We start from the raw sequence: 19,578 nt of genomic DNA on the forward strand, positions 1-19,578 counted from the left end.
GTCCAGAACCGCTGCCGGCTCGGCGCCTGAACCGATTCAGGCTTGGCGGCGGCGCGCGACGAAGCCCATCACACCCAGTCCCGCCAGTAGCATGCCGTAGGTTTCCACTTCGGGAACGGCGCTGACGGCGATGGCGTTGACGTTATCGACCGAAAAACCATTGTACTCGGCCCACTCGCTGCCGCTGCTGCTAAAGCGGACCGACACCAGGTTGGTGAAGCCCGACGAGAAGGCATACGACGTGAAATTGAGACCGCCGTTACCGCCTGTCGATTTATCGATCTGGAAGGATTGGTAGACGGTTCCACCGCCCGCGAGCACGCCGGTGACGTCGATCTGATTCGGAATGGAATTGGAGCCTTCGCCGAAGTTGAAGGCGCCGGCGCCGTCAAAGCTGGACAGGCCGAACAAGCCGCCACCGGTCTTGGTCATCGTCAGCGATGTGGTCTCCGGGCCATATGGCGCGACGAAATACCGGGTGCCGTTGTCCGGACACTGCGGGGTGCAGAAGGCGCCCGTGGAGGTGACGGCGGCGCCATCGCCGACCAGGCTAAAATCGAAGCCGTTCGAGGAAAAATCGACGTCGGTGTAGGCCGGCACGTCTTCAAAATCCACTGTGACGGCCTGGGCGTGGATGGACAGGATGGCACCGCAGGCGAAGAGCGCGTTGGCGGTCAGCGTTTTCAAGTTCATGAGTTCTCCAAAAATATTATTGTCATTTTGCATCGTAAAGCGGCTGCGATAGTAGCATGTGATTTTGCAAGCGTCCCGGCAAATCCACAACAAGGCAGTTTGCAGCGAGGCAAGGTGGCGCTGTCGTCCGGCGCTCCGTGCGAGGATGGATCTCTTCTCCACCAGTGCGGGATGAGGCGTATGAAACATAGCAATCTTCGGATCGTCATCACCGGCGCGTCGAGCGGCATCGGCGCCGCCACGGCCATCGCTTTCGCAAGACAAGGCGCCCATCTCGTACTCGGCGCGCGCGGCAAGGAAGGCCTCGAAGACATCGCCCGGCGCTGCCGGGAGGCCGGTGGCAACGCCGAGATTGGCGTTGTCGACGTTACCGACGCCGCCGCCGTGGCGACCTTCGCCGCCCAGGCGCGCGACACCCTGGGCGGAATCGACCTGTGGTTCAGCGATGTCGGCATCGGCGCGGTCGGCAAATACCTGGACGTACCGATCGATGACCACCGACGCGTGGTCGAGACCAATCTGATCGGCCATATGAACGACGCGCACGCGGTGCTGCCGATCTTCCGGGCACAAGGGCACGGCATTTGGGTGAACATGATTTCGGCTGGCGGATTCGTGACCTCGCCTTACGCAGCCGCATACGCGGCAAGCAAATTCGGCCTGCGCGGCTTCAGCTCCGCGTTGCGGGCGGAATCACATGATTATCCGGATATTCATATTTGTGACGTCTATCCGACGTTTGTCGATACGCCGGGCGTCTCCCATGCAGCGAATTACACTGGCGCCAGACTGAAGTACCCACCGGGCGCACTGGCGCCGGAAAAAGTGGCGGCGGCCATCGTTAAACTGGCCGAGCATCCGCGCGACACCACGGTGGTCGGCATGCCGGCGATGCTGCTTCAGCTCGGCCAGTTGGCCAGCCCCCTCGCCGCCTCGCTGATGAACCGGTTTATGAACGCATGGTCGCAGCGGGCGGAGCCGGCCGGCGACACCACCGGCAGCCTCTATACGCCACCCGCCGGAGCGAGTGGCATCCACAGCGGCCAACGCCCTCCCGCTCGAACGGCACAGAAGGCCATTGCGCTGGGGGCCGTAGTGGTAATCGCCGCGATCGGCGCGCAGCTTTTGCGCCGACGTTCCCCGGCCCACGACCTTACTGGAACGCCACCTCGGTGAAGCTGCGCAGTTTGCGGCTGTGCAAACGATCCACACCCAGGTCGCGCAACATTTCCACGGCGCGGATGCCGATTCGCAGGTGCTGGTCGACACGGTCGCGATAGAACTTGTTGGCCATGCCCGGCAGCTTGATTTCGCCGTGCATCGGCTTGTCGCTGACGCACAGCAAGGTCCCGTACGGCACCCGGAAACGGAAACCGTTGGCCGCGATGGTGGCGCTTTCCATATCCAGCGCGATCGCCCTGCTCTGGCTGAAGCGGCGCTCGGGCGTGCGCTGCGGCAGCAATTCCCAGTTGCGGTTGTCGGTGCTGGCCACGGTCCCGGTGCGCATGATTCGCTTGAGGTCGTGTCCGGTCAGCTGGGTCACCTCGGCCACCGCCGCTTCGATCGCGACCTGCACCTCGGCCAGCGGCGGAATCGGCACCCACAGCGGCAAATCCTCGTCGAGCACGTGATCCTCGCGCACATAGCCGTGCGCCAGCACGTAATCGCCCAGTTCCTGCGTGTTGCGCAGGCCGGCGCAGTGGCCCAGCATCAGCCAGGCGTGCGGACGCAGCACGGCGATGTGGTCGGTGATGGTCTTGGCGTTGGCCGGACCGACGCCGATGTTGACCATCGAGATGCCGGTGCCGTCGGCGCGGATCAGGTGGTAGCCCGGCATCTGCGGCAGGCGCGGCAGCGCGGCGCCGAGCGCGTCCACCGCCTGCACCGACTCGCCGACGCGGCGCGTGACGATATTGCCCGGTTCGACGAAGGCGATGTAGTCGTGCTCCGGCCCGGCCGCCGCCATCAACTCGTGGCCCAGCTTGACGAATTCGTCGATGTAAAACTGGTAATTGGTGAACAGCACGAACTTCTGGAAGTGCTCGCACGAGGTGCCCGTGTAGTGGCGCAGCCGCTGCAGCGAGTAGTCGACGCGCGGCGCGGTGAACAGCGACAGCGGATGCGCTTCGCCCGGCGGCGGTTCGTGGGTGCCGTTGGCGATGCCGTCGTCCATCGCGGCAAGATTGGGCAAGTCGAAGACATCGCGCATCAACAGGCGCCGTTCGGCCGTCATGCTGCCTTCAATGTGCTCGTGCTCGGCGAACGAGAAATGGATCGGGATCGGCTGCGCGCTGGTGCCGACCTCCAGCCGCACCTGCTGGTGGTGGCCGTGGTTCTTGAGCAGCAGGCGGAACTGTTCCTGATAGTAGCGGGCGAACAGGTCGGGCCGCGTCAAGGTGGTTTCGTAGGTGCCGGGACCGGCGACGAAACCGAAGGCCAGCCGCGAATCGGCGCGGGCCACGGTATCGGTATGGACTCGGACGAAGGGATAGCAAGCGCGGACGTGCTCGCCGAGGTCTTCGCCGGCGACAAAGCGTTTCATGGCATCGCGCAGGTGGGCGATGTTGGCGTCATAAATGGCCAGAACCTGTTCGTAAGCGGCAATCGGATCGTCAAATTGCATCGGGGCGATATGAGGACGGTTCGGTAACATGCGACTCCTTTTTGAAACGGCGAATGAATCAGGGGTTCTTATTTCCTATTGTAAAGGCTGTAAGCAGAACTTGCATTCTTCCCATCGAGGAAGATACAGGCGTACCGTACAATGAGAGCACGCCACTAATAAAGTTTGAGCATGAACGAGCCAGTAACGCCACACCTTACGCTTCCGCAACCGCACCCCGACATTCTTTACGGTCACCAGCAAGGCGAACTGCTGCGCGAGGAGATCCTGGCCGACCTGCTGGAGGCGACCGCGCGCCGCACGCCCGACCAGATCGCGCTGATCGCCGGTGACCGACAACTCACCTACCGCGAGCTCGATGCGCAGGCCGATCTGGTGGCAGGACGCCTGATCGAGGCCGGCGTGCGGCCGGGCCAGATCGTCGGACTGTGGCTGCCGCGCGGGATCGCGTTGCTGGTGCTGCAGGCTGGCATCGCCAAAGCCGGCGCGGCGTGGTTGCCCGTGGATGAGGACACCCCGGTCGACCGCCTGCAAGTGTGCCTGGACGACGCCGACGGCGCCGGCGTGCTGACCTGCGCCGCCTTCGCGCCGCGCCTGGCCGGCATCGGCCGCCCGGTGTGGACGGCGGAGGCGGTGCTGGACGCCGCCAACCCGCCTTCGGCGCGGCGCGGCGAGGTCTCGCCCGACCTGCCGGCGTACGTGATCTACACCTCCGGCTCCACCGGCAAGCCCAAAGGCATTTTAATCACCCAGCGCAGTATCTGCCACTTCCTGCGCAGCGAAAACGCGGTGCTGGGCGTGACGGCAGCCGACAAGGTGTATCAAGGCTTTTCGGTGGCCTTCGACATGTCGTTCGAGGAGATCTGGATCGCTTATCTGGCCGGGGCCACCTTGTGGCTCGGCCCCAAGGAGATCAGCGGCGACCCGGAAACGCTGCCGCGCATGCTCGACCAGCACCGGGTGACGGTGCTGCACGCCGTCCCCACCCTGCTCGCGCTATTCAACCAGGACGTGCCGAGCCTGCGGTTGATCAACCTCGGTGGCGAGATGTGCCCGGAATCGCTGGTCGAACGCTGGTCGCGCGACGGCCGCCAGATGTTCAACACCTACGGCCCGACCGAGGCGACGGTGTCGGCCAGCCTGGCGCGCCTGCGCCCGGGCCATCCGGTCACCATCGGCACGCCGCTGCCCAACTACGGCCTGCTGGTGATCGAGGCCAATCCCGATGCCGCGCCGGGCGCGCCCCTGCGCCTGCTGCCGCGCGGCGAAATCGGCGAGTTGTGCATCACCGGCCCCGGACTGGCCGCCGGCTACCTTGGGCGCCCCGACCTGACGGCGGAAAAATTCCTGCCCAATCCCTGGTCCACCGGCGGCCATGACGAGCGCCTGTACCGGACCGGCGACCTGGCGCGCATCGCCGCCGACGGCGAAGTGGTTTGCCTGGGCCGCGCCGACGACCAGGTCAAGATACGCGGCTTCCGCGTCGAGCTGGGCGAGATCGAAGCGCTGCTGGCGCAGGCCGACGGCGTCGGCACCGTGGCGGTCCTGCTGCGCAAGGACGACGGCATCGACCAGCTGGTCGCCTACCTGGTCGCCGAAGCCGGCGCCGGATCGACTGCGACCCTGGACCCGCGCGCCCTGCGCGCCGGCCTGGCCGACAAGCTGCCACCCTACATGGTCCCGGGACGCTACGAAATCCTGGACGCCATGCCGCGCCTGACCTCCGGCAAAATCGACCGCAAAACGCTGAAGGCCGCCCCGCTCAGCACCGCGCCGGCCGGCGGCGCCGAGGATTCCGACCTGCCCGAAACGCCGGCCGAGGAGGCGCTGTTCGCCGCGCTGGCCAAACTGTTCCCCGGCCAGCCAATACTGCGCCATGCCGATTTCTTCTCCGACCTTGGCGGCCACTCGTTCTTCGCCGCGCGCCTGGCCTCGGCCCTGCGCGCCGATCCGCGCTACGCCCACGTGACCGTGCGCGACATCTACCAGCAGCGCGAAGTCGGCAAGATCGCCCAGGTGCTCGGCCAGGCGCACAGCGCCAGCAAAGAAGAAGCCGAGTGGACGCCACCTTCCGCCATCAAACGCTGGACCTGCGGTCTGGCCCAGGCGGCGATGATGCCGGCGCTGGTGGCGCTGCGCATGGCGCAGTGGCTGGCGCCATTCTTCACCTATCACTTCTTCACCGGCGATCCGGGCGATTCGGTCAAGCGCGCCATCGCCGCCTCGGTCGGCGTGTTCCTGCTGGCGACGGTGATGGAGTTCGCCATCGCCATCGGCGGCAAATGGCTGGTCGCGGGCCGCATCAAGGCCGGCGACTATCCACTGTGGGGCCTGACCTACTACCGTTGGTGGCTGGCCGACCGCCTGGTCGAAGCCGCGCCGGCGTATCTGTTGAGTGGTTCGTCGCTCAACGCCTGGTGGCTGCGCGCACTGGGCGCGAAGATCGGCCGTGACGTCACGATCGGCTCGATGAGCGTGCGCGCGCCCGATCTGCTGACCATCGCCGACAACGCCAGCATCGGCAACGCCGTCAATTTCGAAAACGCCCGCGTCGAACGCGGCGTGCTGCGCCTGGGGCAAATCACGCTGGAGCGCGACGCCTGCGTCAGCTCCTTCGCCATCCTCGAAGGGAACACCCATGTGGAAGCGCAGGGCCACCTGGACGGCCAGTCGGCGCTGGGCGATGGCGCCCGCGTGCCGGCGGGCCGCATGTTTGCAGGCTCGCCGGCGCGCGACGCCGGCGCCTTCGATCCCGCGCGCCTGCCGCCGCGCCCAGAGCTGACACGCGCGCGCAGCCTGGGCGAAGGCTTGTTCTTCGTCGCCGGCATCCTGCTGATCGTCACGCTGTTCTTCATGCCGGTATTCCCGAGCTTTGTGCTGATCGATTGGTTCGATGAAGCCGGCGTGATGCCGGCGATCCAGGGCGACGGCATGGGCATCCGCCTGCTGCGCTACTTCCTGCTGGCCTTCCCGGCCAGCGCGGTGCTGATCCTGCTCACGGCGCTGCTGTCGGCGGGGATCCGCTGGACCGTGCTGCCGAAACTGAAGCCGGGCCGCTTCGCGGTGCACAGCAACACCTACTGCGCCAAATGGCTGGTCAGCCAGATCCAGGAATCGAGCCTCCAGGTCCTGCACGGCATCTACGCCACGGTATTCGCGCCGTACTGGTATCGCCTGCTGGGCGCCAAGGTCGGCAAGGACGCCGAGATCTCCACCGCGCTGGGCGTGGTGCCGGACATGCTGACCCTGGGCGACGAGACCTTCATCGCCGATGCCGTCATGCTGGGCGACGAGGAAATCGACGGCGGCTGGATGACGATGCAGCCGACGGTGATCTCCAACCGCAGCTTCGTCGGCAATGGCGCCTACATCCCCGACGGCACCGTGCTGCCCGAGGGGGTGCTGATCGGCGTGCATTCGCGCGCGCCGGACAACGCGCGCGTGCGCAGCGGCGACACCTGGCTCGGCTCCCCGCCGATCAACCTGCCCGCGCGCGAGCAGACCAGCGGCTATCCGGAATCGCTGACATTCCACCCTTCGCCCATGCGCCGGCTCGGGCGCGGCCTGATCGAAGCGTTCCGCATCGTCGCGCCGCACGCGCTGGTGATCGCGGTCGGCTATACCCTGGTGATGGAAGTGATGCCGGCGGCAGGCGCGGGCCGCTGGGCAGAGGTGATCTGGGACCTGACCCTGGCCGGGCTGGTGTACGGCGTCGGCAACTACGTGTTCGTGGCGCTGCTCAAGTGGGTGCTGATCGGCCGCTACCGCAAGCGCTCGGCGCCGATGTGGACGCCGTTCGTCTGGCTGTCGGAAGGCGTCACCAATCTCTATGAGGGTATCGCCGTGCCCAACTTCATGCGCTACCTGCGCGGCACGCCGTGGCTGCCGCTGGCCTTCAACCTGATGGGCGCGAAAATCGGCAAGGGCGTCTACCTGGACACCACCGACATCACCGAATTCGATTGCGTGCGCATCGGCGATTACAGCGAACTCAATGCCCTTACCTGTCCGCAGACCCATTTGTTCGAGGACCGGGTGATGAAAATCGACACGGTGACCATCGGCGCGCGCGTCTATCTGGGACCGCGCAGCGCTGTGCTGTACAGCGCCGTTGTAGGGGATAACGCCCGTCTCGGCGCGTTGACCCTGGTCATGAAAGGCGAGCATATCCCCGCCAACGGCAACTGGTCCGGCTGCCCGGCGGCACCGGCGCCGGCGCCCAAAATCCAGCCATGATCCCTCACTTGGGCACCGGCTGCCGGGCGACATATTTGCGACCCGGGCCGCCGCCTACGGCCGATAACATTGCAAAACAATAGTCACAATAGTGTTATGCTGTCTACTTTACTTCCGCATGCGGGACTGTGCGACACTATGGAGGCAAATGTGTTAATCCTCCACGCGACTATTTAACGACACGGGAAATTTGATGATTTCAATTAATAAGTAAGCATGTAATAATGGTGTTGTGCTTTTTTTACTTTTTTTGAATTAGGAGATTCTCCATGTCACTCAAAAGTCTACTCGCGGCCCCCATGCTCGTCGCCGGCCTGCTGGCCGGCCCTGCCAACGCCGCAGTCATCCTGGACAGTTTCGGCCCCTTCATTTCACCGCTCGCGCTCGACAATGGCGTCGATGCGAACGGCAATACCTACGGACAAAGCCATGCGATCCGCTTCGACCTGTCCGCCGCGACGACGATCACCTCGATCCAGACTGCGATCAGCAACGCCAGCGGCAAGGGTAAGCTGATCGTTGGCATCATGGCGTCCGCCAGCGACGAATTCGCGGCCGATCTGCCATCGGGCAAAGTACTGTTTTCTCGTGAACTGGCCGGCGTGCAAAACGACGCCTCGCTCGCCGGGCTGAATTGGACGCTCGGCGCCGGCACGTACTGGCTAACCGGCTCGGCGGTTGACGCCAACGCCACCTGGACCAGCGGCTTCTTTGGCAAGCACGCGATCTCCGTCGGCTCCGGCGTGTGGACCGGCGGCTACGAAGATATCTTCGCCCCGGCCGCGCTGATCGAAGGGTCCGCAGCCGACATCGCCGTCGTGCCCGAGCCGGAAACCTACGCAATGGTACTGGCCGGTCTTGCACTGGTATCTGGTATGGCCCGCCGCCGCAAGCACGCCGCCTGAAAGTGGATTTCGCCGGAAAAGTGGTAAAGCTCATTGCAATGGGCGCGCTGGCCACGCTGGCCGCCCCCGTCCTCGCCGCCGACTGCGGCACAGGCAAGCTCGGCACCAGCCGCACCATCAAATTGCCACGCGACGGCGCGCTGTACGGCGCGCACCAGCATACCGCCCTGCCGCTGGAAAAAGGCGAGGTCGTGCTGACCTTCGACGACGGACCGGAACCGTCTGGTACCCCCGCCGTGCTCGCGGCGCTGGCCGACCAATGCGTGAAAGCGACGTTCTTCATGATCGGCGACAAGTTGGTGACTTCGCCGGCGTTGGCGCGGCGCGTCGTCGCCGAAGGCCACTCGGCCGGCCTGCACAGCAACACGCACGCGCATTTGTCCGAACTCGGCGCGCAACAGCAGCTCGACGACCTGGGCAAGAACCAGGCCGCCTACCAGGCCGCGTTAGGCGTGTCCGCGCCGGCCTACCGTTTCCCGTATCTGGAAGAAACGCCAACGATGCTGGCGGCGCTCAAGGCCGGCAACATCACCGTGATGTCGATCGATCTGGGCATCAACGACTGGCTGCCGGAAGACACGACCGAAATCCTGACCACACGCCTGACCGAGAGCCTGGCCAAAACCGGCCGCGGCATCATCCTGATGCACGACGCCAACGGTCCGACGGTCAAGGCCCTGCCTTCGCTGCTCAAGCTGCTCAAGGACAGCGGCTACAAGGTGGTCCACCTCGAGTGGGACAAGTAAGCCGGCGCCCCTGACGCGTGCGCGCCTTAGCCTGCCGCCGGCGCGTCCAGGAAGAAGATGGCGTGGGCCTTGGCCGGCGCCTTTTCGGTCGGCTTGTCGATCTGCACCTGGGCGCAATCCTCGACCACCAGGCTGCGCCAGTTGCCGACGCCGGCGTTGGCGAACGCCGTGTGCGCCTTCGAACCCAGGCTGATATCCAGCGCCAGCCGCGCGTTGCGCTCGCCCGTCTTGGCGTAATTGACGCCGCGCAGCTCGAAACCGTAGGCGGTCAGCCACGGTTCCCACAAGCCACTTTCGACACCTTCGACGATGCGGTCCAGCATCGTCCACAGCGGCAAGCCCTTTTTGACCACGCCGCGCAGCACCGCCAGCGACGGCGCCTTGCGCGCGTCGGTGCTGCGCTTGCCGGCGCCGCTCTCGCCGATCGCCTTCAACTCCTTCGAGAACGCCGCGTCGCGCTCGGTGTAGTCGCGCATGCGGGAATACAACTCGGCGTTGAGGAAGGGATTGGGCGCGCGGCCCACCGGCGCCTCGGCGGGATTTTTGGCTGGCGGCTGTTTTTTGTTCGTCATGGGTGGCCCACTAGTGTTAAGGGCCGTAGTTTAGCCGACCTTGAACGCATCGATGACAATCTTCGCCGCCTGCCCCAGGATTTCGGGGCGCGTTTTGTCGTCCTTGCCCGGTTGCGTCAGGTAAACGGCCAACACGATCGGCGGTTTATTGCCCGGCGGCCACAGAATGGCGATGTCGTTGATGGTGCCGTAATCGCCGGCGCCGGTCTTGTCGCCCACCGTCCAGCTAGACGGCACGCCGGCGCGGATGCGGGTGGCCCCGGTGGTATTGCCGATAAGCCAATCGATCATGATTTTGCGCTTGGCCGGCGGCAGCGCCTCGCCCAGGGTCAGCTTGTGCAGCGAGGCCATCATCGCCGCCGGCGTGGTGGTGTCGCGGGGATCGCCGGGAATCGCGCTGTTGAGCGCGGTTTCCCAGCGGTCCAGGCGGAACTGGCGGTCGCCGATCGATCGGGCGTAGGCGGTCACCTCCTCGGGCCCGCCCAGGTGGCGGATCAGCAGGTTGGCCGCCGTATTGTCGCTGTACTGGATGGTGGCGGCGCACAGCGCCTCGATGGTCATGCCGCCGTCCAGATGCTGCTCGGTGATGGGCGAATGCGCCACCAGCTCGGCCTTCTCGTAGCGGATGGTCTGTTGCAGCACCGACGGCTCCTTCGCCAGTACCGCCGCCGACAGCATCATCTTGAACGTGCTGCAGAACGGAAAGCGCTCATCGCCACGGTGCAGCAGCTGGCGCCCGTTCGCGGTGTTAAGCGCGGCCACGCCCAGGCGCCCGCCGGATGCGGCCTCCAGCCGGACCAGACGCATATCGGGTGGCATGATCGCCGTTGGTGCGGCGTAGGCGCGGCTAAGTGGGGTCGCTGCGAGTGCCAGCAACAAGGTACGACGGGTGGCGGAATGGGTCATATGAGACAAAGTTGGGTGGTGAGGAATTACAATATTGACCAATATAATACCAATTCACCCAACAAGCCATCGCCAATTGCGCGCGCCGCATTCGCCCACGCAGGTAGACTGGCTTGATGGTTCCCCAAGTTCTCATCGTCGGCGCCGGACCCACCGGCCTGGTACTCGCCCTGCGGCTGGCGCGGCATGGCGTCGCCGTGCGCATCATCGACAAAAACAGCGGGCCGGGCTAGGCTTCCCGGGCGATGGCGGTGCATGCGCGTACGCTCGAATTCTATCGCCAGCTGGGTTTTGCCGACGCCGTCGTCGATCTCGGCATCCGCATCGACGCCGTACATTTGCGCGAGGACGGCCACGATATCGCCCAGTTGCCACTCAAGGATGTCGGCGCCGGCATCAGCCCCTACCCCTTCGTGCTGGCATTCCCGCAGGACGATCATGAACGATTTTTGGTCGAGCAGTTGCGCGCGCTGGGCGTGGAGGTCGACTGGAACACGGAACTGGAATCGTTCACGCAGGACGAATGGGGCGTGCGCGCGGTGCTGCAGCGGGGCGCCGAGCGCATCGCCGTCGCAGCCGCCTTCCTGTGCGGCTGCGACGGCGCCCACAGCCGCGTGCGCGAATCGCTGCAGGTCGGTTTCAGCGGTGGCACCTACGAGCATCTCTATTATGTGGCGGACGTCAAGACCGACGGCCCGCCCAATGTCGACCTGGTCGGCCACCTTGGCGCCAGCACCTTCGCGCTGATGTTGCCGGTGCGCTCGCGCGGCATGCAGCGGCTGATCGGCATCATGCCCGAACCGGCTCCCGGCCAACCCGAAGCCAGTTTCGAGGACGTGCGGCCCGTACTGGAACCGTTGCTCGGCATTAAGGTCGAACAGCTCAACTGGTTTTCCACCTACCGCGTGCACCACCGGGTGGCGTCGCAATTCCGCGTCGGCCGCTGCTTCCTGGCCGGCGACGCCGCGCACATCCACAGCCCGGCCGGTGGCCAAGGCATGAACACCGGCATCGGCGACGCCATCAACCTGGCGTGGAAGCTTGCGCAGGTGTTGCAGGCGGGCGCCCACGGCGCGCTGCTCGACACCTACCAGGCCGAACGGCTCACCTTCGCGCGCAAGCTGGTCTCGACCACCGACCGCGCCTTCCAACTGGTGGTGTCGCAGGGCGCGGGCGGGCAATTGTTGCGCAACTGGCTGGTGCCGCATGTGTTCCCGATGCTGACCGGCTTCAGCGCCGCGCGCCGCACCCTGTTCAAGACGGTGTCGCAAGTGCAGATCCACTATCCCGACAGCTTGCTCAGCGGCGGACGCGCGGGCGAGATCATCGGCGGCGACCGCCTGCCGTGGGTGCCGCAGCCCGACGGCGGCGACAATTTCTCCCCGCTGCGCAGCCTGGGCTGGCAATTGCACGTCTACGGCAACACCGATCCGCTGCTCGCCGCCGCCGCCCAGGTGTTGCACCTGCCGCTGCACGCCTGGCCGTGGACCGAGACCGCCGGCGAGGCCGGCCTGCTGGAGGACGCCGCCTACCTGATCCGCCCCGACATGCACGTGGCGCTGGCCCTGCCGCGCCAGGAACTGGACGCGCTGCGCGAGCTGATCGACCGCTTCCAGCTGCGCTTTCCGCAAGATCTGACGGGCATGACACCGGCGGAGCACGGCACCCCGCCATTTAATTCTGCCGAGCATTAAATTTGCCTTAATCCGGCTAGGCCGGCACACGATACTCATTGACAATTTTCCGGCTGGCGCGCTATGGTCTTCGTCGCGCCGGCCGCCCTGCGATGAGCATGATCGACAACGCTCGCCTGCCACGCCCGCCCGCATTAACAACAAACAATAAAAGGATGTTATGAGCAACAAGTCCCAGAACTTCACCCGCCGCGACCTGCTGCTGTCCGCCCTTTCCGCCACCGCCGTCGGCGCCCTGCCCTTGCTGCCCGGTTTGGCGCGGGCGCAATCGCCGGCGTCAACACCTGCGTCGCCGGCCCCCGGCGACGCCCGCTTCACCCAACTGATCGACAGTTTCGCCGAGGAAATCCTGCGCCTGTCGCCGACCACCGCCACCTCGCTGGGCCTGGACAAGGGCGAGCGCGCCGGCCTGAAGTCCCAGCTGGAAAACCTCAGCCGTTCCGGCGACGCCGCCTGGGCCGGCCAGGTCAAATCGATGCTCAAGCGCCTGTCCGCCATCGACCGCGCCAAGCTGGGCGCGGACGCCCAGATCCGCTACGACGCCATCCGCTACGCCGCCAACGAAGGCCTGGAGGGCTTGCGCTTCTCCTTCGGTGGCGCCGCCGCCGGTTTCAATGGCGGCACCTCGCCCTTCCCGGTCACGCAGCAGGACGGCGCGGTCACGCGCATCCCGGAATTCCTGCACTCGCAGCACCAGATCGCCGACGCCGCCGACGCCGAGGCCTACCTGGAACGCGTCACCGGCCTGGCGCGCATGCTGGACCAGGAAAGTGCGCGCATCGCCGACCAGGCCGGGCGCGGCATCCTGCCGCCGAACTTCATCGCCCGCACCGCGCTGGCCCAGTTGCAGGACTACCGCAAGACCGCGATCGCGCAGCAAAAGCTGGTCACCTCGCTGACCGAGCGCACCCAAAAGCTGGGCATCGCTGGCGACTGGAACGCGCGCGTCACGGCGCTGGTGGAAAGCCAGGTCTATCCGGCGCTGGAGCGCCAGATCGCCACCTTCACCCGCGCCACCGCCAAGGCCACCGACGTCGCCGGCGTGCACCGCCTGCCGGACGGCGCGGCTTACTACGAGTGGGCGCTACACCTGGGCACCTCCACCAACCTCAATCCACGCGAGGTCCACGCGGTCGGCCTGGAACAAAACAAGATGCTGCAGTCCCGCATCGACGCCATCCTCAAGGCGCAGGGCATCACGCAGGGCACCGTGGGCGCGCGCCTGCTGTCGCTGTCGAAGGACCCGAAGCGCTTCTACGCCGACAACGACAAGGGCCGCGAGGAGCTGATCGCCTACTGCAACGACCGCGTCGAAGCCGTGCGCGCGCTGATGCCGAAGATCTCGAACATGAACCTGAAGGCGCCGCTGGAAGTGCGGCGGGTGCCGATCGATATCGAGTCGGGAGCGCCGCTCGGCTACATGAACTTCGCCTCGCTGGACGGCTCGCGCCCGGCGATCTATTACATCAACCTGAAATCGACCACCTTGTGGCCGAAGTCCGAAATCGCCACCCTGACCGCGCACGAAGGCTTGCCGGGCCACGCCTGGCAAGGCGCCTACCTCGCTGAGCACCAGAGCGAGCTGCCGCTGATCTCCTCGCTGATGGGCTTCAACGCCTTCGTCGAAGGCTGGGCGCTGTACGCCGAACAGCTGGTCGACGAATTCGGCCTGTACGTCAACGATCCGTTCAGCCAGATCGGCTACCTGCAGGCGCAGCAGTTCCGCGCCTGCCGCCTGGTGGTCGACACCGGCATGCACGCGATGAAGTGGACGCGCGAACAGGCGATCCGCTTCCTGGTCGAGAGCACCGGCCGTGGCGAACAGGCCATGACCAGCGAAATCGACCGCTACACCGTGTCGCCAGGCCAGGCCTGCGGCTACAAGGTGGGCCACAACGAGATCCTGCGCCAGCGCGAACGCGCCAAGGCCGCACTGGGACCGAAGTTCGACCTGCCCGGCTTCAACGACGCGCTGGTGCAAAGCTGCGGCGTGCCGCTGACGGTGCTGCCGACGGTGATCGACCGCTACATCGCGGGCTTGAAAAAGGCCTGATCCACGCCATGAAGACCATCGCAGTCATCGGCGGCGGCATCACCGGGGTGACCACCGCCTACGCGCTGGCCAAACGCGGCCTGCGCGTGACGCTGCTCGAGCGCCACCGCTATCCGGCGATGGAGACTTCGTTCGCCAACGGCGGCCAGCTGTCGGCCTCCAACGCGGAAGTGTGGAACCACAGCGCCACCGTCGCCAAGGGGTTGAAGTGGATGCTGCGCAAGGACGCGCCGCTACTGCTCAACCCCAAGCCCAGCTGGCACAAGCTGTCCTGGCTGGCGGAGTTCATCTCCGCCATGCCGGACTACCGCGAAAACACCATCGCCATCGCCAAACTGGCGGTGGCGGCGCGCGCGCATTTGTTCAACTGGGCCGAGGAGGAGCGCATCGACTTCGACCTCAAACGCGCCGGCATCCTGCACATCTACCGCGACCGCGCCGACTTCGAACACGGCGAGGACGTTTCGCTGCTGCTGGCGCAGGGCGGCGTGCATCGGCGCACCGTCACGCCCGAGGAGATGCGCGCGATCGAACCCACGCTCGCGGGCGACTACTACGCCGGCCACTACACCGAGAGCGACAGCTCCGGCGACATCCACAAATTCACCACCGGGCTGGCGCAGGCGGCGCAGCGGCTCGGCGTGCGCATGCGCTTCGGCCAGCAGGTGGTGGGCCTGAGCGCGGACGCGCGCGGCGCCTGCGTCAGCGTGCTGCACGACGGCGTGCCGGACATCGGCGTCTACGACGGCGTGGTGATCTGCGCCGGCACCGCCAGCCGCGAACTGGCGGCCATGCTGGGCGACCGGGTCAACGTCTACCCGGTCAAGGGCTATTCGATCACCGTCCACCTGGACGACGACGCCAGCCGCGCCGCCGCCCCCACGGTGAGCCTGGAGGACGACGCCGCCAAGCTGGTCACCAGCCGGCTGGGCGAGCACCGCTTCCGCGTCGCCGGCACGGCCGAATTCAATGGCTTCAACCGCGACATCCGCGCCGACCGCATCGTCCCGCTGGTCGACTGGGTGCGGCAGCGCTTCCCCGGCGTCTCCACGCGCAACATCACGCCGTGGGCGGGGTTGCGGCCGATGATGCCCAACCTGATGCCGCGCGTCGGCCAGGGCAGGCTGCCTGGCGTTTTCTATAACACCGGGCATGGCCACCTGGGCTGGACCTTGTCGGCCGCCACCGCCGACATCGTCGCCGCCACCGTCGAAGCCAATCTGCGCTCTGTGGCGCAGCGCACCGCCGTCCCCTTGAAAATAGCCTAAACTGCCATCATTATCAGAGTAGTTCCAACTGGAGATCGACCATGAAGACAAAATCCTTAGCAAGCATCGCTTTGCTGGCCGGCGCGATGGCGTTGGCGGCACCGGTCTTTGCGGCTGCTCCCACCGTACACGATGTCTACGTCGCCGCCGAAGCGGGAAAATTCACCGAGGCGCAGGCGCTGATGGACCAGGTGCTCAAGGAGCACCCCAACAGCGCCAAAGCCCACTTCGTCGAAGCCGAACTGCTGGCCAAACAAGGCAAGTTCGCGGCCGCGCAAAAGTCGCTGGAGACGGCCGAACGCCTGTCGCCCGGCCTGCCCAAGGTCGACGCCACCGCCGTCAGCAAGCTGCGCGCCGTGATCGCCGCCGGCGAAGCCAAGCCGAAGGAAAATTACACGCAGCACAAACCAGCCGCCGAGAAGACCGGCTATAACAGCGGCGGCTACGCCAACGGCGCCAGCGCCGGTTCGGGCTCCAGCGGTGGCGGCGGCATCCCATGGGGCACGGTGCTGCTGATGGGCGGCCTGCTGGTGGGCTTCATCTTTATCGCCTCGCGCTTCATGTCGCGCCGCGCGCAGCAAGGCGGCGCGGGCGGCATGGGCGGCAACGGGTTTAACCAGGGGGGCCAGGGCTTCAATCCGGGCGGCACGCCTCCGGGTTATCCTCCCGGCGGCGGTTATCCGCAGCAGGGATACGGTCCGGGCTACGGCCAGCAACCTCAGGGTAATGGCATGGGTTCGCGCATCATGGGCGGCCTGGCGACCGGCGCGGCGTTGGGCGCGGGCCTGGTGGCCGGCGAGGCGATCGCCCGCCAGTTCACGGGCGGCCATGAGAATGGCGGCAACGCCGCCAACGACCAGGGACGCAACGACATCGTCTATGACGATCCGGCGCAGAGCAACATCGTGCAGAACGACGACATGGGCGGCAACGACTTCGGCGTCAGCGGCGGCTGGGACGATTCCGGCGGCGGCGATGCCGGTGGCGGCAGCGACGAGTGGAATTAAGTAAGCAGTTAAGCCGGGGCGCGGCGCTCGCCCGCGCCGGCGGCCTCCATGGCCAAGTCCCAATACGGCGGATCGCCGAAATATTCCCGCAAATGATCGATCAACAGGTGCGACTTGGCCTGGTTGGAGCGGCCCGGCATGTGCACGGCGTGGATCGCCGATTCGGCCGGATCGTGCTTGGCTGACGGGCCTCCCCGTTGCAGCGGCGCCATCGGAAACACTGGCACCAGCTTACCGGCCACGATCGCGTCGCTCACCATCCAGTTGGCCAGGTGAACCAGTCCCGCCCCCGCTATAGCCGCTTGCATGAGCGTATCCGTGTCGTCGCAGCGCAGCGCGCTTTTCACGTCCAGCGGCTGGTGTTGATTGACGCCCTCGAAACGCCACCACGCGCGCGGCGACTTGCCCACCATCGACAGGCACTGGTGGTTCAGCAAATCCTCGGGCGACGCCGGCCAGCCATGCCGCGCCAGATACGCCGGGCTGGCGCTAACCACGCGGTTGTTCGGCGCCAGCCGCGTCGCCACCAGATCCCCATCGGGCAGCACGCCGGCGCGCACCGCCACATCGACCCGGCGCGAGGCCAGGTCGACGACACTGTCGCTGACGTGTAAATCGACCTCCAGCCTGGGATAGCGGCGCAAAAACGTCGCGAGGGCGGGCGCCACATGCAGCCGGGCGAAACCGGCAGGGGCGGTGACCGTCAACAGGCCGCGCGGCTCGCTTTCGGTCTCCTGCACCGCCGCCTGCCCTTCGGCCAACTCGGCCAGGATATTCCGGGCGCGCGGTAAAAAGCGCTCGCCGGCGTCGGTCAGCACCACGTGGCGCGAGCTGCGCACCAGCAGCCGGGCGCCCAACTGCGCCTCCAGCGCGTCGAGCTTGCGCGAGACGGACGACACAGCCATCTCCAGCTGCACCGCCGCACGCGACAGGCTGCGGTGCTCGACCACTGCGATCAGGCAATGCAAGGCATCGATCATTCAATTCTCCCCCGGTGACGGCCGTTTGCGGAAAGTGCAAAAGACATTTGTCGGAAGAGCTATTGTGCCATTTTTTGCTAAAGTGCATACTTTGTGTTGCATTGCACACCACAATGGCATGCCCCGGGCGCGAGCGCCCAAAGTCGTATAAATTCCTGGGTTAAATCCTGCTAATTGGAAGATTGCCTCCTACAACATGGAACTCAGCAACGCACCCCGCCCCATCACCGTGCTGGTCGTCGACGACCATCCAATGCTGCGCGCCGGCCTTGGCGAGGCCATCTCCAGCCAGGACGACATGCGCCTGGTCGGCGAGGCCAACAACGGCCGCGAGGCCATCGAGCGCTACGAGGCGCTGCGTCCCGACGTCACCATCATGGACATCGCCATGCCGGAAATGTGTGGCGTGACGGCGCTACAGCACATCCGCCGCGAACACAGCGGCGCGCGCATCATCATGCTGACCACTTATAAGGGCGACGCCCAGATCCTGCGCGCCGTGCAAGGCGGCGCCAGCGGCTTCCTGCTGAAAAGCACCCTGCGGCGCGAATTGCTCGACACCGTGCGCGGCGTCCACATGGGCCAGCGCCGCATCCCGCCGGAAATCGCCATGGAACTGGCCCAGCACATGGGCCAAGGCCCGCTGAGCCCGCGCGAAATGGAAGTGCTCAATCACGCCGCCGGCGGCAATTCGAACCGCCGCATCGCCGAGCACCTGTCGATTTCCGAGGAGACCGTCAAGGCGCACATGAAAAACGTGCTGGCCAAACTGGCCGCGAACGACCGTACCCATGCGGTGACGATCGCCCTCAAGCGCGGCATTATCAGTATTACGACGATTTAGTCGACGGCGGCCACGGCCAGCCACAACAGCAGCGCGCACGGCAACAGCAAGCCGTTGAAACCGACCGCGATAAACGCCAGCGCGCCGCCCATGCAACCGAGCGCGAACGCCAGCACCGGCCAGACCAGCTTCTTGCACCGGCCCATCGCGTCAGGATCACCACGCGCCGAATCCACCAGATCGATCACCAGTTGCGTGACGTTGCCGGTCATGACGGTGGTGGCCGCCGATTTACCCAGCAGCAGCTTGCCGTAGGCGTTCTGCACCGCCATCGCGCCGGCGCACAGCATGCCGGTCGCCATGCTCAGCGGCGCGTCGGCCGAGACGATGGGCGCGGCCAGCCAGGCGCAGGCCACCGTCGCCACCATCAGCAGCAACTGCGTCAGGAAGCTGTTGCGCAGCTGCTTGCCGCCGGTGCGTTGCCAGCGCAGGATCAGCAGCCGCGCGATCGCCACGAACAGCATGAACACCGGGAACACCAGCAGCTTGAGGAAGATCTCCGGCGCCGACTGCACCACCGAACGGCCGATCAGCACGAAGTTGCCCGTCACGTGGGCGGTGAACAATCCGAACAGGCCGATGAAGCCCAATGTGTCGACGTAGCCGGCCAAAAAGCCGAGCGTGACGCCTTGTTTGATATCACCGCGTTCCATCCTTACCTTTCTGAATATCGTACCAGGCCACCAGCACGAACGCGCCGGTCAAGCCCAAATGTTCGAAGAAGCCGTTTTCGGCCATAAAGCGCGCCGGCCCGGTCACCTCCCAAAAGCGGTTGGCCATGAAGGTGGCCATCAGGGTGAACACCGCCAGGTAGCCGGCGCCCAGCCAGCGGTAGAAGCCGGCCAGGATCATCAGCGAGGCGCCGATCTCGCCGACGATCACCACGGCGGCCATCGGCGCGGCGGGCGACACGCCGAAGTGCTGCATCTCGGCGACCGCGCCGCCAAAGTCGGCCAGCTTGTCGATGCCACCCTGCAGATACGCGGAGCACAGCAGCAACAGCCCGCACCAGCGCACCCACGGCGCGCGCAAAAATGCTGGGAAGGCCATC

At 65.9% G+C, this 19,578-nt stretch carries 17 protein-coding genes; 10 read left to right on the top strand and 7 right to left on the bottom strand.

Annotated features, from left to right (window positions below; genetic code table 11):
• Nucleotides 1–36 precede the first annotated feature (36 nt).
• A complete protein-coding gene (locus AC0IYS_RS19730; protein ID WP_471706771.1) occupies nt 37–693 on the bottom strand; it encodes a PEP-CTERM sorting domain-containing protein in 657 nt (218 codons plus the stop codon).
• A 180-nt stretch (nt 694–873) separates the two neighbouring features.
• Here AC0IYS_RS19730 and AC0IYS_RS19735 point away from each other — a divergent pair, with 180 nt between their 5' ends.
• Nucleotides 874–1,869 carry an SDR family oxidoreductase gene (locus AC0IYS_RS19735; protein ID WP_471706772.1) on the top strand — a complete coding sequence of 332 codons (996 nt, stop codon included), beginning with the start codon at nt 874–876 and terminating at the stop codon, nt 1,867–1,869.
• Here AC0IYS_RS19735 and AC0IYS_RS19740 read toward each other — a convergent pair.
• Entirely contained in the window at nt 1,847–3,346 is a 1,500-nt protein-coding gene (locus AC0IYS_RS19740) for an AMP nucleosidase (RefSeq protein ID WP_471706773.1), read from the bottom strand. The two genes, AC0IYS_RS19735 and AC0IYS_RS19740, sit on opposite strands and share 23 nt — an antisense overlap.
• Nucleotides 3,347–3,487: 141 nt before the next feature.
• Between AC0IYS_RS19740 and AC0IYS_RS19745 the strand changes: the two genes are divergently transcribed.
• From AC0IYS_RS19745 to AC0IYS_RS19755, 3 genes are all read left to right on the top strand, one after another.
• Nucleotides 3,488–7,552, top strand: a complete 4,065-nt coding sequence (locus AC0IYS_RS19745) for a Pls/PosA family non-ribosomal peptide synthetase (RefSeq protein ID WP_471706774.1) — start codon at nt 3,488–3,490, stop codon at nt 7,550–7,552.
• 269 nt (nt 7,553–7,821) lie between these two features.
• Nucleotides 7,822–8,457, top strand: coding sequence for a PEP-CTERM sorting domain-containing protein (locus tag AC0IYS_RS19750; protein ID WP_471706775.1), 636 nt, complete (start codon nt 7,822–7,824; stop codon nt 8,455–8,457).
• A gap of 20 nt (nt 8,458–8,477) precedes the next feature.
• On the top strand, nt 8,478–9,203 hold the full coding sequence (locus AC0IYS_RS19755; RefSeq protein WP_471706776.1) for a polysaccharide deacetylase family protein: 726 nt from the start codon (nt 8,478–8,480) through the stop codon (nt 9,201–9,203).
• 26 nt (nt 9,204–9,229) lie between these two features.
• On the opposite strand, the gene AC0IYS_RS19760 is transcribed toward AC0IYS_RS19755, so the two are convergent.
• Together AC0IYS_RS19760 and bla are read right to left on the bottom strand one after the other, a co-directional pair.
• Nucleotides 9,230–9,775: a hypothetical protein gene (locus tag AC0IYS_RS19760; RefSeq protein WP_471706777.1), complete on the bottom strand. Its 546-nt coding sequence runs from the start codon at nt 9,773–9,775 to the stop codon at nt 9,230–9,232.
• Nucleotides 9,776–9,805: 30 nt separating this feature from the next.
• Entirely contained in the window at nt 9,806–10,681 is an 876-nt protein-coding gene (gene bla / locus AC0IYS_RS19765; RefSeq protein WP_471706779.1) for a class A beta-lactamase, read from the bottom strand.
• A 116-nt stretch (nt 10,682–10,797) separates the two neighbouring features.
• Between bla and AC0IYS_RS19770 the strand changes: the two genes are divergently transcribed.
• The 5 genes from AC0IYS_RS19770 (at nt 10,798) to AC0IYS_RS19790 (ending at nt 16,703) form a co-directional block, all read left to right on the top strand.
• Nucleotides 10,798–10,914, top strand: a complete 117-nt coding sequence (locus AC0IYS_RS19770) for an FAD-dependent oxidoreductase (RefSeq protein WP_471706780.1) — start codon at nt 10,798–10,800, stop codon at nt 10,912–10,914.
• 12 nt (nt 10,915–10,926) lie between these two features.
• Nucleotides 10,927–12,375 carry an FAD-dependent monooxygenase gene (locus tag AC0IYS_RS19775; protein ID WP_471706781.1) on the top strand — a complete coding sequence of 483 codons (1,449 nt, stop codon included), beginning with the start codon at nt 10,927–10,929 and terminating at the stop codon, nt 12,373–12,375.
• A 160-nt stretch (nt 12,376–12,535) separates the two neighbouring features.
• A complete protein-coding gene (locus AC0IYS_RS19780) occupies nt 12,536–14,428 on the top strand; it encodes a DUF885 domain-containing protein (RefSeq protein WP_471706782.1) in 1,893 nt (630 codons plus the stop codon).
• 8 nt (nt 14,429–14,436) lie between these two features.
• Nucleotides 14,437–15,696, top strand: a complete 1,260-nt coding sequence (locus AC0IYS_RS19785) for a D-amino acid dehydrogenase (RefSeq protein WP_471706783.1) — start codon at nt 14,437–14,439, stop codon at nt 15,694–15,696.
• A gap of 41 nt (nt 15,697–15,737) precedes the next feature.
• Complete coding sequence (locus AC0IYS_RS19790) at nt 15,738–16,703, top strand: tetratricopeptide repeat protein (protein WP_471706784.1); 966 nt, start codon at nt 15,738–15,740, stop codon at nt 16,701–16,703.
• A gap of 8 nt (nt 16,704–16,711) precedes the next feature.
• Here AC0IYS_RS19790 and AC0IYS_RS19795 read toward each other — a convergent pair whose 3' ends face one another.
• On the bottom strand, nt 16,712–17,683 hold the full coding sequence (locus tag AC0IYS_RS19795; protein ID WP_471706785.1) for a LysR family transcriptional regulator: 972 nt from the start codon (nt 17,681–17,683) through the stop codon (nt 16,712–16,714).
• Nucleotides 17,684–17,879: 196 nt separating this feature from the next.
• On the opposite strand from AC0IYS_RS19795, the gene AC0IYS_RS19800 reads away from it, so the two are divergent.
• On the top strand, nt 17,880–18,527 hold the full coding sequence (locus tag AC0IYS_RS19800) for a response regulator (RefSeq protein WP_471706786.1): 648 nt from the start codon (nt 17,880–17,882) through the stop codon (nt 18,525–18,527).
• Here the strand turns inward: AC0IYS_RS19800 and AC0IYS_RS19805 are convergent.
• Complete coding sequence (locus AC0IYS_RS19805; RefSeq protein WP_471706787.1) at nt 18,524–19,180, bottom strand: YoaK family protein; 657 nt, start codon at nt 19,178–19,180, stop codon at nt 18,524–18,526. The two genes, AC0IYS_RS19800 and AC0IYS_RS19805, sit on opposite strands and share 4 nt — an antisense overlap.
• Nucleotides 19,167–19,577, bottom strand: a complete 411-nt coding sequence (locus AC0IYS_RS19810; RefSeq protein ID WP_471706788.1) for a DoxX family protein — start codon at nt 19,575–19,577, stop codon at nt 19,167–19,169. Before AC0IYS_RS19810 ends, AC0IYS_RS19805 begins: the two co-directional genes overlap by 14 nt.
• Between the last annotated feature and the right edge of the window lies 1 nt (nt 19,578).

The organism is Duganella sp. AC237 (assembly GCF_979254035.1).

Coding starts and splice junctions, on each gene's coding strand:
- AC0IYS_RS19730 (WP_471706771.1), bottom strand. CDS start 693: ATGAACTTGAAAACGCTGACCGCCAACGCGCTCTTCGCCTGCGGTGCC.
- AC0IYS_RS19735 (WP_471706772.1), top strand. CDS start 874: ATGAAACATAGCAATCTTCGGATCGTCATCACCGGCGCGTCGAGCGGC.
- AC0IYS_RS19740 (WP_471706773.1), bottom strand. CDS start 3,346: ATGTTACCGAACCGTCCTCATATCGCCCCGATGCAATTTGACGATCCG.
- AC0IYS_RS19745 (WP_471706774.1), top strand. CDS start 3,488: ATGAACGAGCCAGTAACGCCACACCTTACGCTTCCGCAACCGCACCCC.
- AC0IYS_RS19750 (WP_471706775.1), top strand. CDS start 7,822: ATGTCACTCAAAAGTCTACTCGCGGCCCCCATGCTCGTCGCCGGCCTG.
- AC0IYS_RS19760 (WP_471706777.1), bottom strand. CDS start 9,775: ATGACGAACAAAAAACAGCCGCCAGCCAAAAATCCCGCCGAGGCGCCG.
- bla (WP_471706779.1), bottom strand. CDS start 10,681: ATGACCCATTCCGCCACCCGTCGTACCTTGTTGCTGGCACTCGCAGCG.
- AC0IYS_RS19770 (WP_471706780.1), top strand. CDS start 10,798: ATGGTTCCCCAAGTTCTCATCGTCGGCGCCGGACCCACCGGCCTGGTA.
- AC0IYS_RS19775 (WP_471706781.1), top strand. CDS start 10,927: ATGGCGGTGCATGCGCGTACGCTCGAATTCTATCGCCAGCTGGGTTTT.
- AC0IYS_RS19780 (WP_471706782.1), top strand. CDS start 12,536: ATGAGCAACAAGTCCCAGAACTTCACCCGCCGCGACCTGCTGCTGTCC.
- AC0IYS_RS19785 (WP_471706783.1), top strand. CDS start 14,437: ATGAAGACCATCGCAGTCATCGGCGGCGGCATCACCGGGGTGACCACC.
- AC0IYS_RS19790 (WP_471706784.1), top strand. CDS start 15,738: ATGAAGACAAAATCCTTAGCAAGCATCGCTTTGCTGGCCGGCGCGATG.
- AC0IYS_RS19795 (WP_471706785.1), bottom strand. CDS start 17,683: ATGATCGATGCCTTGCATTGCCTGATCGCAGTGGTCGAGCACCGCAGC.
- AC0IYS_RS19800 (WP_471706786.1), top strand. CDS start 17,880: ATGGAACTCAGCAACGCACCCCGCCCCATCACCGTGCTGGTCGTCGAC.
- AC0IYS_RS19805 (WP_471706787.1), bottom strand. CDS start 19,180: ATGGAACGCGGTGATATCAAACAAGGCGTCACGCTCGGCTTTTTGGCC.
- AC0IYS_RS19810 (WP_471706788.1), bottom strand. CDS start 19,577: ATGGCCTTCCCAGCATTTTTGCGCGCGCCGTGGGTGCGCTGGTGCGGG.